Annotated in this window: 12 protein-coding genes; 8 read left to right on the forward strand and 4 right to left on the reverse strand. The window is 55.6% G+C overall.

Annotation, left to right across the window (positions count from 1 at the left end; translation table 11 throughout):
* Both K0B87_07615 and K0B87_07620 read left to right on the forward strand, forming a co-directional pair.
* On the forward strand, positions 1-1,467 hold a 1,467-nt coding region (locus K0B87_07615), incomplete at its 5' end, for a glutamine--tRNA ligase/YqeY domain fusion protein (protein MBW6514607.1).
* A 91-nt stretch (positions 1,468-1,558) separates the two neighbouring features.
* Positions 1,559-2,113, forward strand: coding sequence for a hypothetical protein (locus tag K0B87_07620; GenBank protein MBW6514608.1), 555 nt, complete (start codon positions 1,559-1,561; stop codon positions 2,111-2,113).
* Between the two features lie 266 nt (positions 2,114-2,379).
* Here the strand turns inward: K0B87_07620 and K0B87_07625 are convergent, their stop codons facing one another.
* A complete protein-coding gene (locus K0B87_07625) occupies positions 2,380-2,766 on the reverse strand; it encodes a hypothetical protein (GenBank protein ID MBW6514609.1) in 387 nt (128 codons plus the stop codon).
* Between the two features lie 150 nt (positions 2,767-2,916).
* Here K0B87_07625 and K0B87_07630 point away from each other — a divergent pair, with 150 nt between their 5' ends.
* Complete coding sequence (locus tag K0B87_07630; GenBank protein MBW6514610.1) at positions 2,917-3,165, forward strand: hypothetical protein; 249 nt, start codon at positions 2,917-2,919, stop codon at positions 3,163-3,165.
* 292 nt (positions 3,166-3,457) lie between these two features.
* Here the strand turns inward: K0B87_07630 and dnaX are convergent, their stop codons facing one another.
* Positions 3,458-5,059, reverse strand: a complete 1,602-nt coding sequence (gene dnaX / locus K0B87_07635; protein ID MBW6514611.1) for a DNA polymerase III subunit gamma/tau — start codon at positions 5,057-5,059, stop codon at positions 3,458-3,460.
* Between the two features lie 173 nt (positions 5,060-5,232).
* Here dnaX and K0B87_07640 point away from each other — a divergent pair, with 173 nt between their 5' ends.
* Entirely contained in the window at positions 5,233-6,456 is a 1,224-nt protein-coding gene (locus tag K0B87_07640; protein ID MBW6514612.1) for a 6-phosphofructokinase, read from the forward strand.
* A 45-nt stretch (positions 6,457-6,501) separates the two neighbouring features.
* Positions 6,502-7,851, forward strand: a complete 1,350-nt coding sequence (gdhA, locus tag K0B87_07645) for an NADP-specific glutamate dehydrogenase (protein MBW6514613.1) — start codon at positions 6,502-6,504, stop codon at positions 7,849-7,851.
* On the opposite strand, the gene K0B87_07650 is transcribed toward gdhA, so the two are convergent.
* Entirely contained in the window at positions 7,848-8,042 is a 195-nt protein-coding gene (locus K0B87_07650) for a hypothetical protein (GenBank protein MBW6514614.1), read from the reverse strand. The two genes, gdhA and K0B87_07650, sit on opposite strands and share 4 nt — an antisense overlap.
* Positions 8,043-8,235: 193 nt before the next feature.
* Here K0B87_07650 and K0B87_07655 point away from each other — a divergent pair, with 193 nt between their 5' ends.
* Both K0B87_07655 and K0B87_07660 read left to right on the forward strand, forming a co-directional pair.
* Positions 8,236-9,885 carry an ATP-binding protein gene (locus K0B87_07655; GenBank protein ID MBW6514615.1) on the forward strand — a complete coding sequence of 550 codons (1,650 nt, stop codon included), beginning with the start codon at positions 8,236-8,238 and terminating at the stop codon, positions 9,883-9,885.
* Positions 9,886-10,415: 530 nt separating this feature from the next.
* The gene (locus tag K0B87_07660; protein ID MBW6514616.1) at positions 10,416-11,165 is read left to right on the forward strand and encodes a sel1 repeat family protein; all 750 of its coding nucleotides are present in this window, start codon (positions 10,416-10,418) and stop codon (positions 11,163-11,165) included.
* A 100-nt stretch (positions 11,166-11,265) separates the two neighbouring features.
* Here K0B87_07660 and K0B87_07665 read toward each other — a convergent pair whose 3' ends face one another.
* Positions 11,266-11,934, reverse strand: coding sequence for a hypothetical protein (locus K0B87_07665; protein MBW6514617.1), 669 nt, complete (start codon positions 11,932-11,934; stop codon positions 11,266-11,268).
* Between the two features lie 118 nt (positions 11,935-12,052).
* Between K0B87_07665 and K0B87_07670 the strand changes: the two genes are divergently transcribed.
* Positions 12,053-12,490 carry a hypothetical protein gene (locus K0B87_07670; protein MBW6514618.1) on the forward strand — a complete coding sequence of 146 codons (438 nt, stop codon included), beginning with the start codon at positions 12,053-12,055 and terminating at the stop codon, positions 12,488-12,490.
* The last annotated feature ends 153 nt before the right edge of the window (positions 12,491-12,643 follow it).

Consider the following 12,643-nt stretch of genomic DNA (forward strand, 5'->3'; position numbering starts at 1 on the left):
AAAGAGGACGTCGAATACGTCGATTCGATCATCGCGGACATCCGCTGGCTCGGCTTCGACTGGCAGGACAAGCTTTTTTACGCCTCCGACTATTTCGATAAACTCTATGAATACGCCGAACTCCTGATCCTGGAAGGCAAAGCCTACGTCTGCGACCTTTCCCAGGAGGAGATCCGCGCCCATCGCGGAACCCTGAAGGTCCCGGGGCAAAACAGCCCCTGGCGCGACAGATCAGTGAAAGAAAACATGGACCTCTTCCGCAGGATGCGGGATGGGGAATTTGAGGAAGGAACCCGCTCCCTGCGCGCCAGGATCGACATGGCCTCGCCCAACCTGAACATGCGCGATCCGGTCATCTACCGCATCAAGAAGGCCGAACACCACCGCAGCGGCGATAAATGGGTGATCTATCCCATGTATGATTACACCCATTGCATTTCCGACGCCCTGGAAGGGATCACCCATTCCATCTGCACCCTGGAGTTCGAAGACCATCGCCCTCTCTACGACTGGTTTCTGGACCAACTTCCGGTCCCCTGCCATCCCCAACAGATCGAATTTGCCCGGCTCAATCTCAGCTATACCGTGATGAGCAAACGCCGCTTGCTGGAACTCGTCCAAACCGGTGTGGTGAGCGGGTGGGACGATCCGCGGATGCCCACCATCGCAGGAATGCGCCGCCGGGGCTTCTCTCCCGAGGCGATCCGCGAATTCTCAGACCGCATCGGGGTCGCCAAGGCCAATTCCGTGGTGGATTTCGAGCTGCTGCAGTTTTGCGTCCGCGAGGATCTGAACCGCCGCGCCAACCGGGTGATGGCAGTCATTGACCCGCTCAAGCTGACCATCGAGAACTACCCCGAGGGAAAAACCGAGGAACTGGAAGCGGAAAACAATCCCGAGGACCCCACTGCCGGCAAGAGAATGGTTCCGTTCTCCAGGCATCTTTATATCGAGCGCGAGGATTTTGCCGAGAATCCGCCCAAAGGCTGGTTCCGCCTCTCTCCCGGGGCCGAAGTGCGCCTCAAGCACGCCTATTATATCACCTGCCGGGAAGTGCGCAAAGACGCCAATGGCAACATCATTGAGATCATCTGCACCCACGATCCTGAGTCCCGGGGCGGCTGGACACCCGACGCCCGCAAGGTCAAAGGCACGATCCACTGGGTGAGCGCCGAACACTCCATCCCGGCTGAACTCAGGCTCTACGACCAGTTGTTCACCATCGCCGATTTCAACGACATGGAAGAAGGAAAAGGCTATCAGGATTATCTGAATCCGGATTCCCTGAAGATCCTATCCGACTGCAAGCTCGAACCCTCATTGGCAAGCGCTTTTCCGGGTGAACGCTTCCAATTCATGCGCCAGGGCTATTTCAACGTGGATGACGATTCCCAGGCGGACAAACTTGTTTTCAACCGCATTGTGACCCTCAAGGACAGTTGGGCCAAACAACTAAAGAAAAGTTGAGGGGATTGCCGGGCTGGGCGCGTATGCTTGGTAATGGACCTGACCTGAACAGCGGACCGATCAGGCTAACATCAATAAATTGGAGAGAAAAATGAGAAATCTGGCAGCTATATGCTTGATAATGATCATGGCCGTCCTGGCCCTGCCCGCGGGGGCGGAAGCCTGGAAAACCTATGTCAACGAATACTACGGCTTCAGCCTGGATTATCCGGAAGATTGGGCCAAACAGATCGACGAGAATTCATTGATCACCCTGACCAGCCCGGACGAACTGATGCCGGTGGTGATGACCATCATGACCGAACCTGTCGAGGAAGGCGAGTTTGAAGACGGCTACAGTAAACTGCTGGAATCCGCTATCAACGACATCCAAAGCCAGCTGGACATCTTCACGGAGGACCTGGTCAGGATCGAAAACCGCGGAGAGGTGGACCTCAATGGCCTCCCGGCCTATCGCTTCGACCTGGTGATCGAGCTGCTGGACTTCTTTTCGATGCGCATGGCAAACACGCTGGTCAGGCTGGAAGGCAACCTGCTGATCCTGTCCTTTGCCGCGGACACGGCAATCTTCGACTCCCATTCCGAGACCTTTGACGCCATCCGGAGCAGCTTCCGGCTTGTCGGCAGCCAAAGCGGGGAAAACTAACCCCATAAAGTCCGGCTCAAGTTCAATTGGAGCTGGAAGCTTTTATCATTCCGGCATAACGCTTATGCCATCCCGGCGCAGGCCGGGATCCAGTTCTTTTCCCCTTTTACCCTTAAATCTGTAACATCTGTGTGAGATAAAACCAGCTGCAGCTGGTGGAACGACCGGCTGAAGCCGGTGTTACTGTGGCGCAGCTTCCCTTTTCCCCTTTGTGTAATTAGTGTAATTCGTGGATCCAGTTATCCCCGCGCAGGCTTTCTTGGTGATCAGCTGGGATTGGGCGGAACCGGGGTTTGGGGCTTTGCTTGGCTGCTTTTTTTCTCCGTTTTCTGGGGTGGAAGGGTAAAGAGCAATATCCCGCCACAGACGCACAATAGCATGGCGATGTCCGTCAGCGTGCTGCCCACGATTATTCCGGCGAATGAGGCTGCCAGTATGATCAAGCCCAGCAGCCTGGGTTTGGTGGAAAAGGAAAGGAAGGCCAGAATCGTGATCAAGATGGCCAGGATGACCGCGACGATCACAAATCCGGGCTCGGTGGAAAATTCATAGTTCCAAACTGCTTTCAATTCACCCATCAGCAAGGACGCGAGGGCGATGATGATCACCATGGCGCCGCCGATCAGGGCCAATATGCTGCCTGTATTTTTCATTCCAAAACTCCCTTGTAAGCGATGAGTCCATTTGCCGGCGGCAAGCATTAATGTCAATCTCTTTTTTTACCGGATCAGGGCTGGCGGCATTCCGAAAAAAAAAGTGTGGACAGTTTTTCCCAATCGCCAATTCTTTCGCCGGAGGTAAAAATGACCTACAAAGTGATACTGATCAAGATCGACCAGCGCAGCAAGGAAGCCGCCAAGGTCCAGGAAATCCTCACGGAATACGGCTGCAACATCAAGGTGCGCCTGGGCTTGCACGAAGTTTCCAAGGATTTCTGCGCCAACGACGGTTTGATCGTCCTCGAAGTGGAAGGCGACAAGCGCAAGCTGAACAAGATGATCAAGCTGCTGAGCGCGGTGGAGTACGTCCAGGCCCAACTGGTCGAGATGTAAGCTCCCCCCGCTTACAAAGCAATGGCAGTTGTTCCCCGATCAGGAATGGCTGCCTTTTTTTGCTCGTGAATATCCTGCCGATCCGGTCAGCAGGGTTCCATTTTTCCGGGTTTTTTTCTCTTGACCGGATGAATCCGGCGGACCGACCAGATAAATCTGGCGTTCCGGCCTGCGCCAGCCCCTTTTGCCCTGCTCCCCTTTTCCCCTTCGTGTTAATTCGTGGAATTCGTGGACCCTATCCCTTTTGCCCTTTTCCCCTATTCCCCTTTTGCCCGCCTTTCTCGACCCCGGATCAGTTGATCAGCTTGGAATCGGTGACCTCGATGAAGCGGGCGAGGTTTTCGTCCTGGCTCTTCAGGTCTTCCAGGGTCTTGCGTCTGATCTCGACCTTGGTGGGGGGCTGGGTTTCCAGGAGTTCCAGTTCGAGCCGGACGGGGTGGCTGAAAAACTCGCTCAGGACTTGTTGGATCTCTTCTTTCTTGCCCGAAAGGGTGTTGTGATAGGTGGTGGTTTTAACCTTGAGGCGGAGTTTGTTCCCGTTGAGGGCTTCGAATTCCGAATCGGCCAGCGCCATGCCGGTTATATTGCTGCCCGGCCTGATCCTGGCGATCAGCCTGTCCCGGACCTTGAGGAGGTTTTCCTGGTTGAATTCCAGTTTCGCGTGGGTTTCGGGTTCGGGGGCATGCGTTTGTTCAGCCTTTTTCTGAGGCACGCTCTGCGGAATGGGCTGAGGCGCGGGTTTCTGGACCGGGCTGGCGCTCCTGGCCACGGGCTGGGAGGAGAGCTTGGACAGTATCTGCGAGATATCCTCCATCTCATCCAGGCGGCAGAGTTTGATCATCATCATCTCGAATATCAGGTAGGGGTTGCCGCTGCTTTTGATCTCAGTTCTGGTCTGCATCAGCAGGCTCATGACATAAAGCAGGTTGGTCTGGCTAAACAGCGCGGCGATCTCGTCGTAGGCGGGATATTCCTCGGCTGTGATCTCCAGGGGTGACATCCCCAGCTTGCGCAGGATCACGATGCGCAGGAATTCCATCATGTTATTGATCAGTTCCTGCAGGTCGGTGCCCTGTTCGAAGATCTGCTGCAATTCCGCCAGCAGAGCTGGATTGTCGCCAGAGTGGATCAGCTTCATCAGGTTGCAGTAGATCTGGGTGGGAATCAGCCCGAAGATCTCGCGCACCTTGGCGACCGTGACCTTGTCCTGGCAATAGGAGATGACCTGGTCCAGCAGGGAAAGGGCGTCACGCAAACTGCCGTCCGCCTTCCGCGCGATGATGTGCAGGGATTCGTTGTCGACCTCGATCTTCTCCTCCCGCATCAGCTCTTTCAGCCTCCTGACGATCGAATCGATGGGGATGCGCTTGAAATCGTAGCGCTGGCAGCGGGAGATGATGGTGGGCAGCACCTTGAAGGGCTCGGTGGTGGCAAAGATGAAGAGAACGTTGTCCGGCGGCTCTTCCAGGGTCTTGAGCAAGGCGTTGAACGCGCTCTTGGAGAGCATGTGCACTTCGTCGATGATGTAGATCTTATATTTGGAGTTGGTGGGCGCGTAGAGCAGTTCCCTTTGCAGCTCGCGGATGTCGTCGACGCCAGTATTCGAGGCCCCGTCGATCTCGATCACCGCGGATGAGGTGCCCGCGGCAATCTCCAGGCAGTTGCTGCACTTGTTGCAGGGCGTGATGGTCGGCCCTTCCACGCAGTTCAGGTTTTTGGCCATGATCCGGGCCATGGAGGTCTTCCCCACTCCGCGCGGCCCGGTGAACAGATAGGCATGGGCGATGCGGTTGCTGGTGATCGCGCTTTGCAGGATCTCCGTGATATGTTCCTGCGCGTAGACCTCGGAAAAGGTCTGCGGCCGGTATTTTCTGGCAAGTACTATGTAGCTCATCAAGTCTCCCTGGCCATTGTTTTTGGAGCCCGCATTTTGCGCAAGCATTTTCTGCTGGACAAATATCCGCGCCGCCAAAAATGGATTCCGTAAGGAATTCGCATCCCAACAGGATCCCCTGCTGAAAACATGCCAATCCAGAATACAACATATTGCCCAAGTGGAGGTTCAAGATGAAATTGGAAGGAAAGGTCGTGATCGCCCAGGGTGGCGGACCGACCGCCGTGATCAACCAATCCCTGGTCGGAGTGACTTTGGAAGCCCGCAAATTCCCGCAGGTCACGAGGGTGTACGGAGCTCTCTATGGAGTGCAGGGAATCGTGAATGAAAACTTCATCGACCTGACCCAGGAAACCACCCACAACCTCGAACAGGTGGCGGACACGCCCTCTTCCGCGCTGCTTTCCACGCGGGACAAGCCGGACGAGCATTACTGCCGCGAGATCTTCAAGGTCCTCAAAGCCCACGACGCCCGCTATTTCTTCTATATCGGAGGCAACGATTCCGCCGACACGGTGCGCATCGTGAACGAGCAGGCGGACCAGGCCGATTATGAATTCCGCGCCATCCACATCCCCAAGACCATCGACAATGACCTCGTCCTCAACGACCACACCCCCGGATACGGCTCCGCCGCGAGATTCGTGGCCTCGGCCTTCACCGGCGTCAACCTGGACAACCGCGCCCTGCCCGGGGTCTATATCGGAGTCGTGATGGGCCGCCATGCCGGGTTCCTCACCGCCGCTTCCGCTTTGGCGCAGAAGTATCCCGATGACGGGCCGCACCTGATCTACATGCCGGAACGCCCTTTCAGCCGGGAAAAATTCCTCAGGGACGTCAAACGCGTTTACGACGAACTGGGAAGATGCGTGATCGCCGTTTCCGAAGGCATCGTCAACGACCAGGGCGTGCCGATGATGACCATCCTCACCAACAACACCGAAACCGACGCCCACGGCAACGTCCAGCTTTCCGGAACGGGCATGCTCGGCGACCTGCTTTCCGACCTCGTGCGGAGCAAACTGGGCATCAAAAGGGTGCGTTCGGACACCTTTGGCTATCTCCAGCGCTCTTTCATCGGCTGCGTTTCGGACGTGGACCAGCGCGAAGCCCGCGAAGTCGGCGAACGCGCTGCGCATTACGCCATCTGGTACAACCTGGACGGCTCGATCTCCATCCAGCGCACCGGATTCTATTCCGTGAACTACCAGCTCGAAAAACTCTCGGAGGTGGCCCGCAAAACCCGCCACATGCCTGATGAATACATCAATTCAGCCGCCAACGGGGTCACGGACGACTTCAAGTATTACCTCCGCCCGCTCCTGGGCTCGGGATTCCATACCGCCCACCGTTTGCGCGCCCCCAATGTGGGAAAATTGCTGGATGGAAACGCTTGACATTTTAAGCGATATTTAAAACTTGGTTAAAAAAACAATACATACATGGAGGAAATCATGACCTTTCAGGATTTCATGAACAAGGTCGCGGCCAGAAATCCGGGCGAACCGGAATTTCTGCAAGCCGTGGAAGAAGTTATCGAAACCGTTTGGGACGTCTATATCGACACGCCCCGCTTTGTGAAGGCAAACATTTTGGAACGCCTGGTCGAGCCCGAGCGCGTGATCATGTTTCGCGTGCCCTGGATGGACGACAAGGGTGAGATCCACGTCCAGCGCGGATACCGGGTGCAGTTCAACAGCGCCATCGGCCCTTACAAGGGCGGCTTGCGCTTCCACCCCAGCGTCACCCTCTCCATCCTCAAGTTCCTCGGCTTTGAGCAGATCTTCAAGAACAGCCTCACCACCCTGCCCATGGGCGGCGGCAAGGGCGGTTCGGATTTCGACGCCAAAGGCAAGTCCGACGCCGAGATCATGCGTTTCTGCCAATCTTTCATGGCCGAACTTTTCCGCCATATCGGCCCGGACACCGACGTTCCCGCCGGAGATATCGGCGTGGGCGGCCGCGAGATCGGCTTCCTGTATGGCTATTATAGAAAGCTGGTGAACGAATTCACCGGCGTGCTCACCGGCAAGGGCAGGGCCTGGGGCGGAAGCCTCATCCGCCCTGAAGCCACCGGATTCGGCGTCGTCTATTTCGCCGAGGAGATGCTCAAGACCCAGGGCAAGTCCTTCGACGGCCTCAAAGTGGCCCTCTCCGGATTTGGCAACGTGGCCTGGGGCGCCGCGCAAAAGATCAACGAACTGGGCGGAAAGGTCGTCACCCTCTCCGGACCGGACGGATACATCATCGATGAGGAAGGCGTCTCCGGCGAAAAGATCGACTATCTGCTCGAGCTCCGCGCCTCCAACAACGACCGCGTCATCGACTACGCGGATGTCTTCCCCAATGCCAAATTCATCGAAGGTAGGCGCCCCTGGGAAGTGCCGGTCGACGTCGCCATCCCCTGCGCCACCCAGAACGAGCTGGACGCCAACGACGCCAAAGCGCTGGTCAAGAATGGCTGTTTCTGCCTTACCGAAGCTGCCAACATGCCCTGCACTCCCGATGCCGTGGAAGTCTTCATGAACGCCAGGATCCTCTTCGCGCCGGGCAAAGCCGCCAACGCCGGCGGTGTGGCCACCAGCGGTCTGGAAATGACCCAAAACTCCATGCGCCTGGGCTGGAACCGTGACGAGGTCGACGAACGCCTGCACGGGATCATGAAAAACATCCACGAAGCCTGCCGTGCCAATGGCCAGCAAGCCGACGGATTCGTGAACTACGTCAAGGGCGCCAACATCGCCGGTTTCCTCAAGGTCGCCAACGCCATGTGCGACCAGGGGCTGATCTAAACCAAAACATCACCCAGATAAACCGCCCGGCTCACCCGAGCCGGGTTTTTTCTTTGCCCGATGGCGCCTTTCCCCCACGCTAAAATGTTAAAACGCCAAAACGTCAAAACGCTTCTTCCGATCATCTTCCCAGCCTGAAAATATAATTGCCAAAAAACGGAAAAATAACTTGCCTTTTTGGGAAAACGCATTATATTATCCCGCATGTAAATAACAAGGGCTGAATTGGGGTCGGTTCATAAAATCCCCAACAGCCATGGCAAAGGAGGTAAACAATGCCAAAACTGCTTACAATTGCGCTCCGAGGACAGTTTTCCATTCCGGGGCCCGCAAGAAACGCAACCCGCCGCTATCCGCGGCATAAACCAGCACAAAGAGGTGCCGATGACAGAACAAAAAGATGACCCGCAGCCTGCAAGCAGCGCTGCAAACGAAACCATTCCCGAACAACAAACGGTCCCCAACGCGTTCAGTACCGAACTGCTGGAGATCTCGCCCGAACAAAGGGCGGATTTCTTCAACCGTCTGGCCTTGAATCCCGCGGCACACACCACAGCCGACGTTTTGAGCTCGCTCGGATTCAGAAACGACGAGGGAAAGCTCAGCTTCATCAGGGACCACATCGTCTGGCCCGTTTCCGAACAAGACATCCTGCACACTTTGAAGGAGATCTTCGCGGAGAGGTCGGAAACTGAATCAGCGCCATTCTTTCGAAAACTCGGAACTGTAACCAATTCCCGCGCCTTGAGGCTGATCGCCAAGACCGATCCCGAAACGGACGGAAAGCCGTTCTGGCACACGGAGTGGAGCTTCCTGTTCCCCTTCCAGAACGGTTTGCTTAAGGTCGAGAGCAACAGGCTGGAGCTTGTCCCCTACGCTGAAGCGAAGGTTTTGGTCCCCGCGGAGGCAATCAAACCGCACTCGCTCGACCTCACTGATGAAACCGTGAAAAAAGCTTACTGGCAGGAATCGGACTTCTACAAGCTGACCCTGAATCAAGCCACCGACCCCAAAACCAATCAACTCGATGGCAACCTTCACGAAGCGATCATGATGGCTTTGGCCAAAACCTGCCACCTGCATTTCAACCCCGTCGATCCCTGCGCGGTGATCATCTCGGAGCAGACCGAGCCCGGCCAACGCAATGCCGGCGGCACCGGCAAGGGCATTTTGATGCAGGCAGTAACGCACATGGGGAGCAAGGTTTCCCGTATCGACGGAAAGAACTTCGACATCAAGTATCCCCATGCCTTGCAAGGGATTACGGCTGAGACAAGGGTCGTTTGGGTGGACGAAGTCGACGAGACCGAGGAAGTGCTCAACGCTTTCTACAACGGCCTCACCGACGGCTTTATGATCAATCCCAAGAATTGCAAGCCCCTCGTGATACCGCCGGAAAGGGCGCCCAGAGTGGTTTTCACCACCAACTCGCCAGGAACCGGGACCAACGACTCCGACCTCCGCCGCAGGTTCGACGTCCCCCTCTTCCGCTGGTACAACTCCAACCACCAGCCCACCGACGATTTCGGAAAAGTGCTCTTTGGACCAGAGTGGACCGACGAGGATTGGAACAGGTTCTACCTCGTCATGGCCATCGCCTGCTTCCGCTTTTTGGAGCAAGGCTGCGCGACGGGTAGAATGCCCCGCTGCAAAAAGGCCAAACTCCTGCTCGAACAAGCCGCTCTGAACGAGATAGATGGCGACCTCCGGGAGCATTTTGAGGAACTTTACGGCGACAGCATGGAACAGGGAACTGCCTTCAACGTGGTTTCCAAAAAGGATCTGGAGCAGTTCAAACACAATTATCCCGGCAGCTCGGCCAATGTCAGCAACTCAACGGCCTATAACAATTTTCTGGAAGGATGGCTGCGCCTCAAGGGCTGGAATCTCGAGCGGAATCAGACCCGCGTCCGTGTCGATGGCAAACAGGTGCGGGCGGTGAAAGCCATTCCCCAAAGAGTTGAGATCAAGCCTGCTGCAAGGCAAACGCCACCCGCAGATACAGCAGGGGAAGCTTGCTCCAAGGCCTCCTGAAACCTTTGTGACGCTGTGACGCTGAATTCCTTTTTTGGCAAAGCACTTTGAACTGAGGAAAAACAATGGGGAAACCTCCGTCACATTGTCACGGACAGCCCTGAAAGGCAGGCTGGACATTAGCTTGAACAAAGACAAAGGTCTGCTTTGAGCTGTCCCGAACAAGGCAAAGTCCTGCCTTGATCGGATTCAGGCAAGGCAAAGCGATGCGCGGGCGGGGCCGATCTGGTTCCGCCTGCGCTTTTTGGCAAAGAACTTCCTCCTCATCAACCCCAACAACCTTGGCTGGGCAAGCCCCCCAGGCTCTCCTATTGACGTTTGCTTTCTCTCCTATTGGCGCTTGATCTGCCTGTGCCATGTTCCCGTAATGCCGCCCCAAAGCGCTTGGGCAAGTATTGGGTTAGAGTCAAAGGCCGGCAGCAAGTGGTTCAAAGAGGGTAAAGCCAAGAAATATGCTTGACAGAAATTTCCACTGAATTTTAATGCTATTATTCCACGATTTCATAAATGTACGATACATGGAGGTTAACATGATGGTAAAGATGAAGCCCCTGCTTGTCTTTCTGCTGCTTCTGGTTATGACCGGACTGTTCTCGGATGATACTCAAGACGCCGACCTGAAAGCTATTAAAGCTGAAATCGCCAAGGGCAATGCTGAAGCGATGAACAGGATGGGCATGCTCTACTATGATGGCAGGCAGGTTTCCCAAAGCAAGGATGAAGCAATGAGACACTTCCGCATGGCCGCTGAGAAGAATTATCCCCTTGGTGCCTACAACCTTGCCGTTTGCCTCGAAGACAGCCATGCCGGGGGTTTGTTTGCGGAGGCATGCAAGTTCTACCTTCAGGCAGCGAATCACGGCTTCGCTCCGGCAATGTATGCCCTCGGAGTCAATTACCACCAAGGCAGGGGGGTGACCCAAAGCCATGAACAAGCCTATTTCTGGATACTGCTTGCCTGCGCCCAGGCAAACGGGGACCAATTTGACGAATTCGCAAAGGCAAGGGACAACCTGGCAACCTGGCTGAGCGCGGAAGAGATCAAGGCGCAACAAAAGAATGCCCTTGACTGGACCCAGAAAAACGCGGCCAGGATCGCGCAAACTCCTCAACTGCGTACCGCTGCCAAAGATTCCATCGTAACCACTCCCGTCAGAGGAGGCGGAGGAGGCGGAAAAGGCGGAGGTGTAACGCCCACTGCCCAGCAGCCGGTCACACCGGTCATAGATAATAACCAAACTACTGTCGGGCGCTTTGAAATACCACCCGGGGGCCTATAAAAACAAAGGAACATAAGTATGAAATTCATCAAGACAACGAATGACCAGTACGTTATTGCCAAGCAGGTCAGTATCTTGATGCATGCTGCAGCAGTTTTCCTTACTGAATATTGTTAGGGTCTTTCCACCCGAATTCCACGCCGCTTTTGAGGCAGCTTCGCACATAGTCCAGCAAGGGGGCTTGTTCGGCGGAAAGCTTGTTCAATAGGCGATGGATGGCTTGCTGGAGGGCTTGGTAGGTCTTTGCCGTTTCGGGGTTGAAGTGTTTGATCTTGTTGCCGGGCATCAGGCATTGGGAGCGGTATTTCAGCAGGGCCTGCAGTTCCGCGCGGGCTTGTTCCGGCTTGATATTGGCGGCGATGTCCGTCTTTAGTTTTTGGCAGCGTTTGGCGATGTCGCGGAGGGTTTTGGCGTCGGTGAGCGGATTGTCGTAATGGCGGCAGGTGATGAGGTCCGCGAGGTCATATCCGTTTAGGCTTTGGGGCGTCATCAGTTGGGGATTTGCCGGATCGCGGACGCTCACTGTGTTGCCTTGCTCCCCAAGGTCCCTCGCCTCCATTCTGCCATACAGCAGATCTGCTTGGGCGGCAAGCAGTTGCATCCTCTCATCCGCGGGCGGGAAGACGAGGCGGGCCAGCTTTGTGCAGTGAAATCTGTGTCCCGCGTGGGCGATCAGATAGCTTAAGATCCTGGCTCCGTGCATCTCCGCGTTTCGCTGCAGAAATCCCTTAACTTCCAGGAGCAGCTTGTCGTTAGGCTCTTTGGTCATGCTTTCTCCTCAATAATTTCCTTGAAGGCTTTTTGCGCCTTCACCCTTTGCAGGGGCGCAAAAAACCGGGAAATTATTGAGGGAGGGTGCGTCATCCAAATACTATGGAGGGCATTATATGAAAGCAATGCTGAAAAACATCATGCTGGCCTATTCGGGCAAATGCGACGGGCTGGTGTTCTATTACAATCCGCGTCTGGATCGCGTGCTGGTGCGCAGTTTGCCGGTGTGGAAAGTCACGGCCAGCAATCTTCGCCTCGCCAGGATCGCCCGCAATCTGAAGGCACTGAACCTCTCGGAAGGCTTCCGGCTTGATCTCATCACCTACACCGAGCTCTACCGCCATGCCAGCGGGGATACCAACTGCACAAGCTGGTACAACCTCTTCAACAAGCTGATGTGGGCGATGCAAAGGAAACTGGGGGTCGATCTGGAACTGCTCACCAGAGAACAGATAACGCTTCAGGATCTGCCCTGCCAAAGCGTCAAACGTGCCGTAGATGGGGGACTCCTGCCCCCCGTTCCCGGCTATGAAAGGTTGGAATGTGCCCTTTGAGGCATAAATAAAAACAAGGAGGGAAAAGCAATGAAAGTGATCTTCAAGTACGGGATCAGCACCTACTCGGGCACCATCGACCAGATGGTCTATGGCAGCTACCGCGACGGCAAGCTCTGCATCGGCCGCGAGTACGTCTATCCGACGCTGACG

The organism is Candidatus Syntrophosphaera sp. (genome assembly GCA_019429425.1).
GTDB lineage: Bacteria > Cloacimonadota > Cloacimonadia > Cloacimonadales > Cloacimonadaceae > Syntrophosphaera.